The organism is Peribacillus sp. FW305-BF15 (assembly GCF_058783805.1).
In genome coordinates, this window is sequence record NZ_JBYSYV010000015.1 from 105,401 (window position 1) to 120,491 (window position 15,091).

The window sequence follows — 15,091 nt, forward strand, 5'->3', positions numbered from 1 at the left end:
AAAAACCAGAGCAATACTCTGCTCTGGTTTGCTGGGATAATCAATTTTTTATGATGCGTAAATGTTTTATTTCTGGGTCCTCAGGGCCTTGAACCGGAAGTCCGGCCTCGATGTTTTTCCGGATGTAATTGATATTATCTTCAGTAATTAATTCTCCTGGAATGAAGATCGGAATTCCAGGCGGGTAAACCATGATGAATTCAGCGCTGATTTTGCCGACAGATTCCTCAATGGGAACCACTTCGGTTTCTGCATAAAATGCCTCTCTGGGTGATAAAGCCAGCGGTGGTGTATCAGGAAGCAGGACTTCGATCTTTTCATGTTCAGCCGCCATTTCCTTAAACTCATCCGCTAAGTCTCTAAGGGCAGCGATCAGCAGGTCCGCTTCTGTTTTTGTGTCTCCAGGTGTTATCAGGCAAAGGATATTGTACAAGTCGGAAAGTTCCACTTCGATATTATGCTTTTCACGAAGCCATTTCTCAACGTCGTATCCCGTAATATTCAATTCCTTGATGGATATGATCAATTTTGTCGGATCATAACTAAAGGCTGCCTCGCTCTCGAGAATTTCGCTGCCGACACAGTAAAGATAAGGAATCTCATTAACGGCCTCACGGATATACCCTGCGAGATTGATCGCTTCATCGATCATTTCCCTGCCTACTGTCGCAAGTTGTCTTCTAGCCGTATCCAGGGAAGCCAGAAGGATATAGGAGGTTGAGGTGGTTGTAAGCATGCTCAATATGGCTTGAACACGATTTGCGGAAACCAATCCAGTCTTAACATTCAATATGGAACTTCCCGTTAGTGAACCGCCCAGTTTATGAACACTAGTAGCAGCCATATCCGCTCCAGCCTGCATGGCTGACATCGGCAAGTCTTCATGGAAGTGTATATGGACACCATGTGCTTCATCTACGAGTACTGGGATTTGGTGGGAATGGGCAACTTCCACTATTTTTTGCAAATCAGCCGAAATGCCGAAATAGGTGGGATTGATGACAAGCAATCCTTTTGCATCGCTATGTTCCCTTAAAGTTTTTTCAACGGCATCAACGGTGATTCCGTGTGAAATGCCCAAATCCTTATCTATTTCAGGATTGATGAAAATGGGAACAGCTCCGGAAAATACAATGGCAGACATTACGGATTTATGTACATTCCTTGGGACGATGATTTTGTCCCCAGGTCCGCAGACTGTCATGACCATCGTCATGATTGCTCCACTTGTTCCTTGAACGGAAAAGAATGTGTGATCTGCCCCAAAAGCTTCAGCGGCAAGATCCTGAGCTTGTTTGATGATCCCCTTTGGCTGATGGAGATCATCGAGTGGAGCGATATTGATTAAATCTATCGATAATGCATTTTCTCCAATGAAATTACGGAAATCAGCGTCCATTCCTTTTCCTTTTTTATGACCTGGAATATGAAATTGAACGGGATTTCTTTTTGCATGCTGCAATAAGGCAGTGTATAAGGGTGTTTCATTCTGTGACAATTCTTTGTGGCCCCTTTTCAGTAAAATAGGTACGAAATATGGGAGGTTTTACTCCCTTTCTATTAATGATCGTATGTTTCTCCGATTCCATTTGTATGGTTAGTAAGCTTGTGGATAGACATAAAACATATGAATTATAGCACGTCTTATAATAAATGCCTAGAGTGATTTAATGTCCTGACTTAAACAATTTATATATGTCTTTGTCTTTAAAGAGCCCAATAAAATTATCAGCAGTTTATAAATATCCATTTTTCTAGTATTAACTTGATTTACTCAAGAATTCTTCTTTTTTTATATTGTATGTGTGAGTTAAAAATTGAACGGGTAAACAATATTTGCCATAATGAAGCTAATGATTTGGATTCAGCTAAATAAACAATCCAGCAAATGAAAAGGGAGATGAGGAGTTTGAAGTGGGAAACGCGTGTGACCGATTTGTTAGGTATTCAATACCCAATTATACAGGGGGGATTGGCCCATTTAGCATATGCCGACCTGGCTGCGGCAGTGTCGAATGCAGGCGGGCTAGGGCAGGTGACGGCCATGTCCTTGGACACTCCGGAGCAGCTGATAGAAGAAATAAGAAAAACAAAATCATTGACGGATAAACCGTTTGGTGTGAACTTTGCGATCGGCCAGCATGGGAGGCCTTATGAACACATGCTTGAAGCAGCCTTGAAAGAGGGAATTGCAGCTGTTTCCGTAACCGGTGGCAACCCTGGCCCTTTTCTTGATTACGTTAAAGGCACTCAAGTGAAAAAACTGGTGCTTGTTGCTGCAAGAAGGCAGGCAATGAAGGCTGAACAGCTTGGTGCAGATGCAGTGATGGTAGTTGGTCAGGAGGGCGGAGGACATTTAGGGCGTGATGATATTGGAACCTCCGTGTTAATTCCTCAAGTTGTGGACTCGGTTAAAATTCCAGTCATCGCGTCTGGAGGTTTTGGCGATGGACGAGGTTTGATGGCAGCGTTGGCGCTTGGTGCCGAAGGAATCGAGATGGGAACACGTTTCATAGCTGTCAAGGAGTGTGTTCATGCACATGAATTATATAAAAATGCCTTGGTTTCCGGCACGGAAAATGATACCGTTATCATCAAGCGGTCCATTGGTGCACCAGCCAGGGTAATTGCAAACAGCTGGACCGATAAGATTCTTGATATTGAAAAAGAAAACGGCGGATATGAACAATTGAAGGAATACATAAGTGGAAAAGCGAATCAGCGTTATATTCATGACGGTGTCGAAGGTGAAGGCTTTGCCTGGGCTGGACAAGTGATGGGGCTGATTCATGATGTACCATCGACTGCTGAACTATTCAGTCGGATTATCGACCAGGCGGAAGCAATTCGTTCAAAATGGGCAGACTGATGATGCATGGTCCGCCGGACAACATGAAAAACTATCTAGAAGGAGCGTGTTTAGGATATGGATTATCAATATCCAATGGATCTTGATTGGTCTACTGACGAAATCGTAGATGTGATTAAATTCTTTGAAGCAGTAGAAAAGGCTTATGAAAATAAGATACAAAAGGAAGAATTCATGAAGGCTTACCGAAGATTCAAGGAAATAGTCCCCGGCAAGGCGGATGAAAAAAAGTATACGGATGAGTTCGAGTCAGTCAGCACCTATTCAGCCTATCTTGTCATTAAGAAGGCAAAAGGAATCGATGACGGGGAATGGATAAAAATGAAACATTAAAAATATAATTTTTCGAAAACTCCATTGACTTACTGAAGAGATTGTTTTAACATAATAATCAAGAAAAAGATAAAGGCAGTGACGAAGAAGAGTACCTTAATGATGTTCTGCAGAGAGCCAGTGGTTGCTGAAAACTGGTGAACGAAATTAAGCGAATGGACTTCCGAGCCCCAAACCGAAACGGATGAACGGAGTAGGCTTTGGCGATTATCTCATCGTTAATGGAGATAGGCATGTTAATGCCGTAAAGTGAGCTAATTTAGCTAATTAAGGTGGTACCACGGGTTCCTCGTCCTTTGGATGAGGGCCCTTTTTGCGTTTTTTTTGAAAATGATAATTAAATCTATGAATGAGAGTAGTAATCTTTTTAGATGCGTCACAGAGAGCCGGAATAGGTGGAAACCGGTACGATATAAGAAGATGAATGGACTTATGAGTGGTTTCTTGAAAATAAGTAGGGAAACTCGGCTGCCACCGTTAAAGGGTAATCGCAAGAATTCAATTCTTGCTTGAGAGGGAAAAATGATGCATTTTTCCAACTTGAGGTGGCACCGCGGTATACCGTCCTCTGCAGACACATATTTGTGTTTGCAGGGGATTTTTTTATTGGAATTTCAATATATATACCTTTTAAAGAAAATATCCAGAGGAAATGAAGACCTGGTCATTTGGCCAAAAGGGTTTTCCCTCAGGGGGATTATAAGAGCGCATAAGAATCGGGAGGGAATCAAGAGATGAATAATTTGGATGAAAAAAAAGTACTCCGTTTCAAAATGGATACAATTGAAGGGGATATCCATACACCCATTGCCATATTTCAGAAATTAGATGGTGACCAGAAGTTTTTATTGGAAAGTTCGAATTCGCATCATGACAACGGCCGCTACTCATATCTAGGTTCAAAACCTTATTTGGAGGTGACATCGCTTGCTGACCGAGTAAATGTGAAAGACATTGAAACAGGTGATCAAATCGTTAAGGACATCAATATCATCGAGTTTCTAAAAAAAGAATTATTAGTGGAAATAGAAGAGGTTCCCACACATCTTCCGCCATTTAACGGTGGCGCAATCGGATATATGGGCTATGATATCATTCGTCTTTATGAAAATATTGGTCCGGTTCCTCCTGATTCATTGCAAATGCCTGATGCTCACTTTCTTTTTTATAAAGAACTGTATATATTCGATCATGTTCTGCAGAAGATCCATCTTTTGACTGCTGAAGAAGATAGTGAAAAAAGTTTATTGGGAATGAAGGATAAAATAAATCAGGCAAGCAAGCCGTCAAAGGAAATATCGTCGGAATATTTGGAATTCAACTCGAATTTCAGTCAGGATGAATTCGAGAAAATGGTCCTTGAAGCTAAATCGGCGATCATAGCTGGTGAAGTGTTCCAAGTTGTTTTATCACAAAGGTTTAAAGCGGACTTTGATGGGGAGCCTTTCGATGCCTATCGTCGTTTGCGATTAGCCAACCCCTCTCCTTATATGTTTTATATAGAATTTGGTGAATATACAATCATTGGGTCTTCTCCAGAAAGTTTAATCAGTGTTTCATCAGGAACGGTTCATGTTAATCCCATTGCCGGCACAAGGCCGAGAGGGAAAACGGATGAAGAAGATAGGGGCTTCGAAAAAAGCCTGCTGATGGATGAGAAGGAACTTGCCGAGCATAAGATGCTAGTTGATTTAGGTAGAAATGATCTTGGCAGGGTTTGCGAAATCGGTTCAATCCACCTTACCGAGGAAATGGAAATTCAAAGATATCAGCATGTCATGCATATTGCTTCGAAGGTTAGCGGAAAGCTTAGGAAAGGGTACACGAGTTTAGATGCACTGACGGTCTGCCTTCCTGCCGGAACAGTTTCAGGTGCTCCTAAAATCAGGGCAATGGAGCTGATCAATGAACTGGAAAATTGTAAACGGGGGATGTATTCGGGCTCGATAGGCTACATAGGTTTTGGAGGGGATCTTGATATGGCTTTAGCCATTCGGACGATGATCATTAAAGATGGCAAGGCCTATGTTCAGGCAGGGGCTGGAATCGTATATGATTCAGATCCAAAAACGGAATATGAAGAAACACAAAATAAAGCACGCGCTTTAATGGAGGTTCACACTAGATGATTTTATTAATTGATAACTATGACTCGTTCACTTACAACCTTTATCAATATTTAGGTGAAGTGGAAAAAGAAATCGTAGTAAAAAGGAATGACGAAATCACCCTTGCGGAAATTGAGGAACTGAATCCAATGGCAATCGTCATTTCCCCGGGACCGGGCAGGCCCGAAGATGCTGGAATCAGTATGGAGATCATCCGCAATTTTTATGAGAAGGTTCCGCTATTAGGCATTTGTTTGGGGCACCAGGCCATTGGGGCGGTTTTTGGAGCGAATGTTGTTGGGGCGAAACAAATCATGCATGGAAAAACATCGGTAATCGAACACGATGGAACAGGTGTTTTTGCCAAACAGGACTTACAATTCCCGGTAATGCGCTACCATTCCCTTGTGGTTGAAAGGGCGAGTTTGCCAGAAGAACTGACTGTGACGGCAGTGGCACTGGATGATGGGGAAATCATGGCCCTTAAACATCAGGAATTCCCTCTCTACGGTTTACAGTTCCACCCTGAATCAATAGGGACGAAAATCGGCAAGGAATTATTACATCAATTTTATGAGATTGCCGGTACCTTTCAATCAGAGAAGGAGCAATCCATTCTTTAAAACAAAAAACGACTGGGGGAGTTAGCGGTGAAGGAGTATTTAGCGAAGTTAGCAGAGCGTCAAACATTGACGGAAGAAGAGATGAGCAGAGCAGCCCAATCGTTATTTTCTAAAGATATCTCCGAAAGCGAGATGGCAGCATTCATCATTGCCTTAAAAGCCAAAGGGGAAACGGCAGGTGAAATAGCAAGCCTTGTCAGAGTCATGAGAAAAGAAGCAAGAAGTGTACAAACAAGCTCCCTTAATGTAATGGATAATTGCGGAACGGGAGGAGATGGGTCACAAAGCTTCAATATAAGCACAGCATCGGCCTTCGTGCTTGCTGGGGCCGGTGTCAAGGTTGCCAAACATGGAAATCGCAGCATTTCAAGCAAAACGGGAAGTGCGGATGTATTGGAAGCATTAGGCGTTAATTTGTACTTGGAGCCTGACATGTTAAAGGAACTGTTGGAGGAAAATGGGATCACATTCTTATTTGCCCCATCTGTTCACCCTAATATTGCAAGGATAATGAAAGTGAGAAAAGAACTGAAAATCCCGACGATATTTAATCTTATCGGTCCCCTGACAAATCCAGTCCAGCTCGACACGCAATTAATGGGAATCAATCGACGCGATATGCTTGAGCTTTTTGCGGAAGTCCTGCATAAATTGGGCAGAAAACGCGCAGTCGTGATAAATGGTGCCGGGTTCATGGATGAAGCGAGCCTGCAGGGTGAAAACTCACTCGTCCTTTTGGAGCAAGGAGATATTATCCCATTTACGCTGCATCCTGAAGAAGTGGATCTGCCGGTTTACGGAAATGATGCCATCCGTGGTGGTGACGCCAAACAAAATGCCGATATCATGCTTAGGCTTCTCAAAGGTGAAAAAGGTGCATATCGTGATACCGTTTTATTGAATGCCGGATTGGGATTATACGCACATGGTACGGCAGCAACGATCAAAAAAGGAATCTCCATGGCCAAAGAAAGCATTGATAGCGGATCGGCTCTTGCAAAGTTAGAAAATCTGATTGCTTATGGCAATAGAAATAAGGTGGTCATGTAATGGAAAATATCTTAACGAAAATCATCGAACAGAAAAAGGTGGAAGTCGCAAAATTAAAAGAAAGGGCCTTAGATGATTCGGTCATGATCAACATAGTCAGACCATCTTTGGTGGAAAATTTGAAAACGGCTAAATCGATGGCGGTCATCGCGGAAATAAAACGGGCTTCCCCTTCAAAGGGGGACATTAAAATCAATGTAAATCCAATCGAGCAGGCCCTTTCATATGAAAGTGGCGGAGCTGCAGCGATATCCGTATTGACGGATGAGGTTTTCTTTAAAGGATCCATTGCAGATTTGAGAAACGTAAGCGAGGCTATACAAATTCCCAGGTTGTGCAAAGATTTCATCATCGATGAAATCCAAATCGATCGGGCCCATCGAGCAGGTGCGACTATCATTCTATTGATTGTGGCAGCACTTTCTAAAGAACGCCTTCATGAATTATATCAATATGCAAAAAAGAAAGGGCTTGAAGTATTGACGGAAGTCCATGATGAAGCCGAACTGGAACGTGCTCTAGAGCTGAATGCAGAGCTCATAGGGATTAACAATCGGAATTTAAAGACCTTCAAAGTGGATTTGGCTGTAACGGAACGACTGGCGAAGTTGCTTGATCCCACACGCCATATCATTATCAGTGAAAGTGGGATCAAAACAAAAGAAGATGTGATGCGTGTAAAGGGTGCTGGAGCAAAAGCGGTTTTGGTCGGGGAGACACTCATGACTGCATCAAATCTTCCGCACAAGATGGCCGAACTGCAAATGAGTATATAAGGAGATTAATATGTTAGTGAAAATCTGTGGGATAAAGACTTTGGCAGCTGCTCAGACTGCTGTTAGTTCCGGGGCAGACTTCATTGGTTTCATTTTTGCCGAGAGCAGCAGGAAGGTTGAGCCGGAGATAGTAGGAGATTTCGGAGCGAATCTAGCTGGTCATGTTAAAAAGGTCGGAGTGTTTGCCAATCAAACTGAACAAGAAGTGATAAAAAGTGCTGAAATTGCGGGATTGGATTATATTCAGCTTCATGGTAACGAGTCTGCCAGCTTTGCCCGCAGAATGCCCCTGCCGGTGATCAAGGCCTTTGCCATCCATTCAGAGAAAGACCTTGAAACCCTGCATGAATACCCAGCGGATTATCTATTGGTCGATCTTCCTAAGAGCGCATCCGGCAAGGGATTGACTTTGGATTGGGATATGATTCGAAAAGCTGATCTGCCACTGGAGAAGGTAATTCTAGCCGGTGGGCTGACTCCGGAAAATGTCGGAAAAGCGATTAATGCCGTTTCACCATTCGCAGTTGACGTAGCAAGTGGTGTTGAAACAAACGGATTAAAAGATGCTGTAAAAATGAAAGCATTTATCAATGAGGCAAAAAATACAGCCGGAAAAGAGGAATGAATAGATGAATACTTATACACAGCCTGATAAAACTGGACATTTTGGAGCATATGGAGGCCGCTTCGTTCCAGAAACTTTAATGGCGGCGATTACGGAGCTTGAAGAAGTATATGAACAATCTAAAAATGATCCAGAATTCCAAAGGCAGCTAAGTTATTACCTGAAACAATATATCGGTCGGGAAACCCCTCTTTATTTTGCGGAGAACTTAACGAGACTGGCTGGCGGTGCAGACATTTATCTGAAGCGCGAAGACTTGAATCATACTGGAGCCCACAAAATAAATAATACGATCGGCCAGGCTTTGCTGACTCAGAAAATGGGCAAGAAAAAAGTGATTGCCGAAACGGGTGCAGGACAGCACGGGGTTGCAACGGCGACTGTGTGTGCTTTGCTGAAGTTGGAATGCATCATCTTTATGGGAGAAGAAGATATCAGGAGACAGAAATTGAATGTATTCAGGATGGAGCTTTTGGGAGCCAAGGTCATATCTGTATCACAAGGAAGCGGGACACTGAAGGATGCAGTAAATGAAGCGTTACGATATTGGGTGGCTAATGTGGATGACACCCATTATATAATGGGATCAGTTCTTGGTCCGCACCCATTCCCCGTTATTGTCCGTGATTTTCAAAGCGTGATAGGGAATGAAACAAAACGTCAATATTCTGAGGCGGTTCATTCCCTGCCGGATGCAATAGTTGCATGCATAGGCGGAGGAAGTAATGCAATGGGGATGTTTTATCCCTTCATTGAGGACGAAACGGTAAAGTTATACGGAGTGGAAGCGGCAGGGCATGGGCTTAATACACCGTTGCATGCTTCAAGTTTGACGAAAGGGAAACCTGGGGTGCTCCACGGGGCATTCATGTATGTTTTGCAGAACGAGGACGGTCAGATCCAGGAGGCACATTCTATTTCGGCAGGGCTGGATTATCCAGGGGTAGGGCCTGAACATAGTTACTTAAAAGATACGAATCGGGTGGAATATACTTCAGTAACCGATGATGAAGCCTTGGAAGCCCTAGCGATGCTTTCAAGGGAGGAGGGGATCATCCCCGCCTTAGAAAGTTCACATGCCATTTCCTATGGTTTAAAGCTTGCTAAAGAAATGGAGAAAGGAACAGGACTGGTGATTTGCCTGTCCGGCCGTGGTGATAAGGATGTTGAAACGGTCCAATCATTGATGGGGGGTAGTGAACATGAATAAATTAACAAATGCGCTTGAAGAATGCCAAACAAAGCAGGAAAAAGCATTCATACCATATATCATGGCAGGTGATGGAGGTCTTGATCGGTTAAAGAGCCAGCTTCTTTTCCTTGAAAACAGCGGGGCGACTGCCGTTGAACTAGGAATACCTTTCTCTGACCCTGTCGCTGATGGACCCGTTATCCAACAAGCTGGAATCCGTTCTTTGAAAAATGGAACAACTTTAAAAGATGTCCTGAAAAAAGTAATGGAAATCAAAAATGATGTGAACATCCCCATTATTTTAATGGGATATACGAATTCAATCCTGGCTTATGGACTTAAAGAGTTTACGACTGACTGTCTTCAAGCAGGAATTTCCGGGTGCATCATCCCCGATTTACCGATTGAAGAAGAAGCCATCTTTTCATCAATCAAAACTGCAGGGATCGTTCTTATCCGACTTGTGACACTCACGTCTCCGCAAGAGCGCATCACTGAGATAACCGCAGGGGCGGAGGGCTTCATCTACGCAGTTACAGTCAAAGGCATCACAGGTGCCCGTGATGCCTTCGGAGAAGAACTTGGAGGCTATTTAAAGAAAGTAAAAGAGATAAGTCCGGTTCCCGTTCTTGCCGGGTTCGGCATATCGACTCCAGAACATATCCGTGATGCCATACAATACTGCGATGGAGTCATTGTCGGCAGCAAGATCATCGAATGCTTCGAGACAGGCAAGGAAGACCGAATTAGAGACTTGATTCAAGCAAGCAAAGGTTTAGTGCAAAAATAGGGATGGAGAGACTCCCAGGCTGCCCTTAGTTTATAGGCAAAAGGAGTTCTAATTTAAACACAGTTGATTGGGGCGGGTGTACGAGACTCTGGCGGAAAAGCGAGTCCTGGAGGCAACGGTCAAATTTTTAAAAACCTAAAAAAACTGTAGACAAACCCAATGATTATCGAGTTTGCCTACAGTCTGAGGAGAGCTCTTTGGCTCTCCTTTTATATTATCCAGTTATTGTTGGATCCGAATAGGAATCAATGTGTTTAATTTAATTGATATAAGGGTAAAAGATGTTCAAACGCATCTTGAATGGTTTCAATGAAATCATCATCTTTTAACTGAATAGCGTCATCACGGGAAATTTTTATACCGCATAGGATTTCGGCTTTCTTTACCGTTTGCAAACGGGTGAACATTGAATTCAAATCATCTACTCCAAGACCATCATGAGGGATGACATCAGGTTTTGTATGGTCCATTGACCAAACATAATGGGAGGGAATGCTATTCACCAATCGATCTGCCTGCTGCTCCAGATGCTTTCCGATTTCCATTTTATTAGGGGCTTCGTAAATGACGGCATACCAGATGAACATATGCGTTTCCCATAACCCGATTTGGAAATGCGGCATCATTTTATAACCTCTGCTATTGGCAGCAAAAGCAACCCATGTATCATTAGGGGGATTCACTGTCCGTCTAGCATGCTTTGCAACGTGAGGGTGCATTTCATCGCCGGTCATAACTGAGAGCTTTTGAGAAAAGTGCTCTCCTAGGGCTTGTAATTTAGGCTGGATCCGTTCTTTTAAAGCATCCATGCGCGGTTCCAATCCATCAATTTTAAAAACATCAAAATCATCTGCTGTAAAACTTGCTATATTCATTTTCATCTCTCCTACCGTAATATCTGCACATATTGTAGCATAAGTAAAAGTAAAATTTTAAAAATACGATTCAGGTTGGCAATGTAAAATTCCTTATAGGTTATAACACAAATTAGTTGCTATTTGAGGTAGGAAGTCATATGATAATATAAATTCAGAAAATTACGTTAATTAACGAAGGGAGAATGTTAATTATGAAACAAGTCATGAACCAAGCATTAAAAGCTAAAGAAGTTGAAAGACATAGAGCTGCAGTGTTAAGAATGGAAATGGACTATGAATTAGCAACCCTTTTTGAAGCAATCGGTGAAGAGAATGACCAAAAGAGGTCACAATGCAAGCAAAGACTAGAACGAATCCGCTTGGAATTGTTGAAACTGAAAGCCTTGTAAATGATTGGCTGCAGAGACCTTGAAGGAGAATGAATTAAGGAAATGAATCAATTTCAATACAAGGAATTTTATTATAGATAACGGACACTTTATTTTATTAAAAAATAATGTGTCCGTTTTTCATTAAATGTCCAATATATATAATGTGGAATTTCATTTGGTCTCGAGTCCTTTTAATAAGGAAGGGGAACGTCAAGTAAGGAGAATATTCTTGCTGGCTAAATCATGATTACGATTAATGGATGGGCAGTCAAGGAAACTTCTTTCCTCATCAGTTAAAAAAATGGAAAATTTAAGATGTTAAAAGCTTGAAGGCAAGCTCTATTTGCTTTAATCTTTAAAAGAGGATCATTTTAATGTAGTTTCTGATCATAAAGGACGGGGATATTATAATGGCATCGGTCAAGGAAATGGATACATATGCGAAGTTATGGATGAAAGAAGCCGGTAATAGGCTAAGGGCGTCCTTCAAAACCAAGTTGAATATTGAAATGAAAACGAATCCGAATGATTTGGTAACTAATATGGATAAGGGGATAGAAAAGTTTTTTTGCGAAAAAATCGGCGAAGCTTTTCCAGAACACCGTATTTTTGGTGAAGAGGGAATGGGCAATGATATTAAAGACCTAAAAGGTACGGTGTGGATCATCGATCCAATTGATGGAACTTTGAACTTCATTCATCAACAGAGGAATTTTGCGATTTCTCTTGGGGTTTATGTGGATGGCATCGGAAAGATTGGCATGGTTTATGATGTCTTTAGTGATGAATTATATCATGCGATTAAGGGACAAGGAGCATTTCTGAATGATCAAAGGCTCCCATCTCTTGAAGAGGCATTGGTAAGCAAAGCGATCATTTCCATTAATGCAAGCTGGGTAACGGAAAACCGGAGGATCGACCCGAGTCTTTTGGCACCGCTCGTCCGGGATGCAAGAGGAACACGTTCTTATGGCTCGGCAGCGTTGGAGCTGGCATTCGTGGCCGCTGGGAGGATTGATGCATACATAACCATGAGACTCATGCCTTGGGACTTTGCCGGGGGAGTTTTACTGGTCGAGGAAGTGGGCGGGGAAGTTAGTAATATGAAAGGTGACAAATTGGATTTTTTAAAAGGCGACTCACTTTTCGTATCAAAACCAGGGCTACACAAAGAAGTATTTGACAAATACTTATCAGGAAACTCCAGCCGTTAGTATCAAGGACTGATTGCGGCCATGATAAAAGTCTCGGATAGAAATAATTAACAAAAAAAACTCGCTGTCTGCCAGCGAGTTTTTTATATTATAACTTCCCGGCTTCACGTAATTTCTTCTTCTGGGTGAAACCGAACCCCATGATTCCGCAAAGAATAACGATTGCAGCTAATATTCCAATCAAGCTTTTTTCAGCAATGAAGATGCCAATGGAGCCAATGCATGATGTTGCCAATACCGCTAATATTAAGAAATTCCATTTAATGTTCATGAATATCACCCCTAATATATCTATTGTACATAATTTCTGTATTTGTTTCTAGTATGTTTGTGATATAATATGTAAGTTAATACTAGTGATACGTTTTACACAAACTTTTTTAGGAGTGAATTTTTTGAAATTAAGAGAAAATATTCGTAATATAGCCATCATTGCTCACGTTGACCATGGTAAAACGACGTTAGTGGATCAGTTGCTAAAGCAATCTGGTACTTTCCGTGAAAATGAACATGTGGAAGAACGTGCGATGGATTCTAATGCGATTGAAAAAGAACGCGGAATTACGATTCTTGCGAAAAATACAGCAGTTCAATACCAAGATACAAGAATCAATATTTTGGATACACCTGGTCATGCCGACTTTGGTGGTGAAGTGGAACGGATCATGAAAATGGTCGATGGCGTTCTTCTTGTTGTTGATGCATATGAAGGCTGTATGCCGCAAACTCGCTTCGTGTTGAAAAAAGCATTGGAACAAAAGATCACGCCAATCGTTGTCGTGAACAAAATCGATAAAGATTCTGCACGTCCAAATGAAGTGGTCGATGAAGTAATTGACTTATTCATCGAACTAGGAGCTGAAGAAGAACAATTAGACTTCCCAGTTGTCTTCACTTCAGGTATCGCTGGTACTGCAAGCTTGGATTCAGATCCTGCTAAACAAGAAAAAGACATGACCCCACTTTTCGAAACAATCGTCGAAACGATTCCAGCACCAATTGATAACTCAGATGAACCGCTTCAATTCCAAGTGGCTTTACTTGACTATAATGATTATGTAGGACGTATCGGGGTTGGCCGTGTATTCCGCGGTAAAATGCATGTAGGTCAACAAGTTTCATTAATGAAACTTGATGGAAAGGTTAAACAATTCCGTGTAACGAAAATCTTTGGTTATATTGGCTTGAAGAAAGTTGAAATCCAAGAAGCCGTTGCCGGTGATTTAATTGCCGTTTCAGGTATGGAAGATATTAACGTAGGGGAAACGGTTTGTCCGACTGAACATCCTGATGCCCTTCCAATTCTACGTATCGATGAGCCAACATTACAAATGACTTTCCTTGTAAATAACAGCCCATTCGCAGGCCGTGAAGGTAAATTCGTCACAGCTCGTAAAATTGAAGAGCGTTTGAAAAACCAATTGCAGACTGATGTCAGCTTAAGAGTCGAAAATACTGATTCTCCGGATGTCTGGATTGTTTCAGGTCGTGGGGAGCTTCACCTTTCCATCCTGATCGAAAACATGAGACGTGAAGGTTATGAACTGCAAGTTTCTAAACCGGAAGTTATCGTTCGTTTGATTGATGGTGTCCGTTGTGAGCCGGTTGAACGTGTACAAATCGACGTACCTGAGGAGCACACTGGTTCGATCATGGAATCAATGGGAGCCCGTAAAGGTGAATTATTGGATATGATCAACAGCGGAAGCGGTCAAGTTCGTTTACTGTTCACGATCCCAGCTCGCGGACTTATTGGCTATTCAACTGAGTTCTTAACGATTACACGCGGATATGGTATCATGAACCATTCATTTGACAGCTATCAACCAATGGCACAAGGTCAAGTCGGCGGAAGACGCCAAGGTGTACTTGTATCCATGGAATCAGGAAAAACTACACAATACGGTATTATGCAAGTAGAAGACCGCGGTGTTATTTTCGTTGAGCCAGGTACGGATATTTATGAAGGCATGATCGTCGGGGAACATAACCGTGATAGCGATTTGACTGTTAATATCGTTAAAGCGAAACAAATGACCAATATGCGTTCAGCAAATAAAGACCAAACTTCTTCCATGAAAAAACCAAGAATCATGTCCCTTGAAGAAGCTCTGGAATATTTGAACGATGACGAGTACTGTGAAGTAACTCCGGATTCAATCCGCCTTCGTAAAAAAATTCTAGATAAAAACGAGCGTGAAAGAGCAGCTAAAAGAAAAAAAGTTGCTATTGAAGAAAAATAAATAGCAAGAGGAGGAGAAA

General features: G+C 42.0%; 15 protein-coding genes and 2 other annotated features. Of the genes, 12 read left to right on the forward strand and 3 right to left on the reverse strand.

What is annotated here, in order from left to right:
- Positions 1-40: 40 nt before the first annotated feature.
- Complete coding sequence (locus AC3WLU_RS17070) at positions 41-1,498, reverse strand: aminotransferase class I/II-fold pyridoxal phosphate-dependent enzyme (RefSeq protein ID WP_063576939.1); 1,458 nt, start codon at positions 1,496-1,498, stop codon at positions 41-43.
- Between the two features lie 411 nt (positions 1,499-1,909).
- On the opposite strand from AC3WLU_RS17070, the gene AC3WLU_RS17075 reads away from it, so the two are divergent.
- From AC3WLU_RS17075 to trpA, 9 genes are all read left to right on the forward strand, one after another.
- Positions 1,910-2,869, forward strand: coding sequence for an NAD(P)H-dependent flavin oxidoreductase (locus AC3WLU_RS17075; RefSeq protein WP_063576938.1), 960 nt, complete (start codon positions 1,910-1,912; stop codon positions 2,867-2,869).
- A 57-nt stretch (positions 2,870-2,926) separates the two neighbouring features.
- The gene (locus tag AC3WLU_RS17080; protein WP_048687073.1) at positions 2,927-3,202 is read left to right on the forward strand and encodes a UPF0223 family protein; all 276 of its coding nucleotides are present in this window, start codon (positions 2,927-2,929) and stop codon (positions 3,200-3,202) included.
- A 69-nt stretch (positions 3,203-3,271) separates the two neighbouring features.
- Positions 3,272-3,502 (forward strand) — a binding site (T-box leader).
- A gap of 36 nt (positions 3,503-3,538) precedes the next feature.
- Positions 3,539-3,774, forward strand: a binding site (T-box leader).
- Between the two features lie 162 nt (positions 3,775-3,936).
- A complete protein-coding gene (trpE, locus tag AC3WLU_RS17085) occupies positions 3,937-5,331 on the forward strand; it encodes an anthranilate synthase component I (RefSeq protein ID WP_492597614.1) in 1,395 nt (464 codons plus the stop codon).
- Complete coding sequence (locus AC3WLU_RS17090; protein ID WP_063576936.1) at positions 5,328-5,933, forward strand: anthranilate synthase component II; 606 nt, start codon at positions 5,328-5,330, stop codon at positions 5,931-5,933. The genes trpE and AC3WLU_RS17090 overlap by 4 nt, the downstream gene beginning before the upstream one ends.
- A 27-nt stretch (positions 5,934-5,960) precedes the next feature.
- Positions 5,961-6,983, forward strand: coding sequence for an anthranilate phosphoribosyltransferase (gene trpD, locus AC3WLU_RS17095; protein WP_048687068.1), 1,023 nt, complete (start codon positions 5,961-5,963; stop codon positions 6,981-6,983).
- On the forward strand, positions 6,983-7,759 hold the full coding sequence (trpC, locus tag AC3WLU_RS17100) for an indole-3-glycerol phosphate synthase TrpC (RefSeq protein WP_492597615.1): 777 nt from the start codon (positions 6,983-6,985) through the stop codon (positions 7,757-7,759). The genes trpD and trpC overlap by 1 nt, the downstream gene beginning before the upstream one ends.
- Before the next feature lie 10 nt (positions 7,760-7,769).
- On the forward strand, positions 7,770-8,384 hold the full coding sequence (locus tag AC3WLU_RS17105) for a phosphoribosylanthranilate isomerase (RefSeq protein WP_492597616.1): 615 nt from the start codon (positions 7,770-7,772) through the stop codon (positions 8,382-8,384).
- A 4-nt stretch (positions 8,385-8,388) separates the two neighbouring features.
- Positions 8,389-9,594: a tryptophan synthase subunit beta gene (gene trpB / locus AC3WLU_RS17110; protein ID WP_063576935.1), complete on the forward strand. Its 1,206-nt coding sequence runs from the start codon at positions 8,389-8,391 to the stop codon at positions 9,592-9,594.
- Positions 9,587-10,366 (forward strand): tryptophan synthase subunit alpha, encoded by a 780-nt coding sequence (gene trpA / locus AC3WLU_RS17115; RefSeq protein ID WP_057279034.1) that lies wholly within the window; start codon positions 9,587-9,589, stop codon positions 10,364-10,366. Before trpB ends, trpA begins: the two co-directional genes overlap by 8 nt.
- 254 nt (positions 10,367-10,620) lie before the next feature.
- On the opposite strand, the gene AC3WLU_RS17120 is transcribed toward trpA, so the two are convergent.
- Positions 10,621-11,241, reverse strand: a complete 621-nt coding sequence (locus tag AC3WLU_RS17120; RefSeq protein ID WP_063576933.1) for a YktB family protein — start codon at positions 11,239-11,241, stop codon at positions 10,621-10,623.
- 194 nt (positions 11,242-11,435) lie between these two features.
- Between AC3WLU_RS17120 and AC3WLU_RS17125 the strand changes: the two genes are divergently transcribed.
- Both AC3WLU_RS17125 and AC3WLU_RS17130 read left to right on the forward strand, forming a co-directional pair.
- On the forward strand, positions 11,436-11,633 hold the full coding sequence (locus tag AC3WLU_RS17125; RefSeq protein ID WP_034314018.1) for a YkzI domain-containing protein: 198 nt from the start codon (positions 11,436-11,438) through the stop codon (positions 11,631-11,633).
- A 392-nt stretch (positions 11,634-12,025) separates the two neighbouring features.
- Positions 12,026-12,829 carry an inositol monophosphatase family protein gene (locus tag AC3WLU_RS17130; protein WP_413000558.1) on the forward strand — a complete coding sequence of 268 codons (804 nt, stop codon included), beginning with the start codon at positions 12,026-12,028 and terminating at the stop codon, positions 12,827-12,829.
- A gap of 88 nt (positions 12,830-12,917) precedes the next feature.
- On the opposite strand, the gene AC3WLU_RS17135 is transcribed toward AC3WLU_RS17130, so the two are convergent.
- A complete protein-coding gene (locus AC3WLU_RS17135) occupies positions 12,918-13,100 on the reverse strand; it encodes a YlaF family protein (RefSeq protein WP_057278468.1) in 183 nt (60 codons plus the stop codon).
- A gap of 124 nt (positions 13,101-13,224) precedes the next feature.
- On the opposite strand from AC3WLU_RS17135, the gene typA reads away from it, so the two are divergent.
- Positions 13,225-15,072: a translational GTPase TypA gene (gene typA, locus AC3WLU_RS17140; RefSeq protein ID WP_057278467.1), complete on the forward strand. Its 1,848-nt coding sequence runs from the start codon at positions 13,225-13,227 to the stop codon at positions 15,070-15,072.
- The last annotated feature ends 19 nt before the right edge of the window (positions 15,073-15,091 follow it).

Excerpts from the sequence above, each read along its gene's own strand:
- AC3WLU_RS17080 (WP_048687073.1), top strand. The coding sequence starts at position 2,927 with ATGGATTATCAATATCCAATGGATCTTGATTGGTCTACTGACGAAATC.
- trpE (WP_492597614.1), top strand. The coding sequence starts at position 3,937 with ATGAATAATTTGGATGAAAAAAAAGTACTCCGTTTCAAAATGGATACA.
- AC3WLU_RS17090 (WP_063576936.1), top strand. The coding sequence starts at position 5,328 with ATGATTTTATTAATTGATAACTATGACTCGTTCACTTACAACCTTTAT.
- trpC (WP_492597615.1), top strand. The coding sequence starts at position 6,983 with ATGGAAAATATCTTAACGAAAATCATCGAACAGAAAAAGGTGGAAGTC.
- AC3WLU_RS17105 (WP_492597616.1), top strand. The coding sequence starts at position 7,770 with ATGTTAGTGAAAATCTGTGGGATAAAGACTTTGGCAGCTGCTCAGACT.
- trpB (WP_063576935.1), top strand. The coding sequence starts at position 8,389 with ATGAATACTTATACACAGCCTGATAAAACTGGACATTTTGGAGCATAT.
- trpA (WP_057279034.1), top strand. The coding sequence starts at position 9,587 with ATGAATAAATTAACAAATGCGCTTGAAGAATGCCAAACAAAGCAGGAA.
- AC3WLU_RS17120 (WP_063576933.1), bottom strand. The coding sequence starts at position 11,241 with ATGAATATAGCAAGTTTTACAGCAGATGATTTTGATGTTTTTAAAATT.
- AC3WLU_RS17125 (WP_034314018.1), top strand. The coding sequence starts at position 11,436 with ATGAAACAAGTCATGAACCAAGCATTAAAAGCTAAAGAAGTTGAAAGA.
- AC3WLU_RS17130 (WP_413000558.1), top strand. The coding sequence starts at position 12,026 with ATGGCATCGGTCAAGGAAATGGATACATATGCGAAGTTATGGATGAAA.
- AC3WLU_RS17135 (WP_057278468.1), bottom strand. The coding sequence starts at position 13,100 with ATGAACATTAAATGGAATTTCTTAATATTAGCGGTATTGGCAACATCA.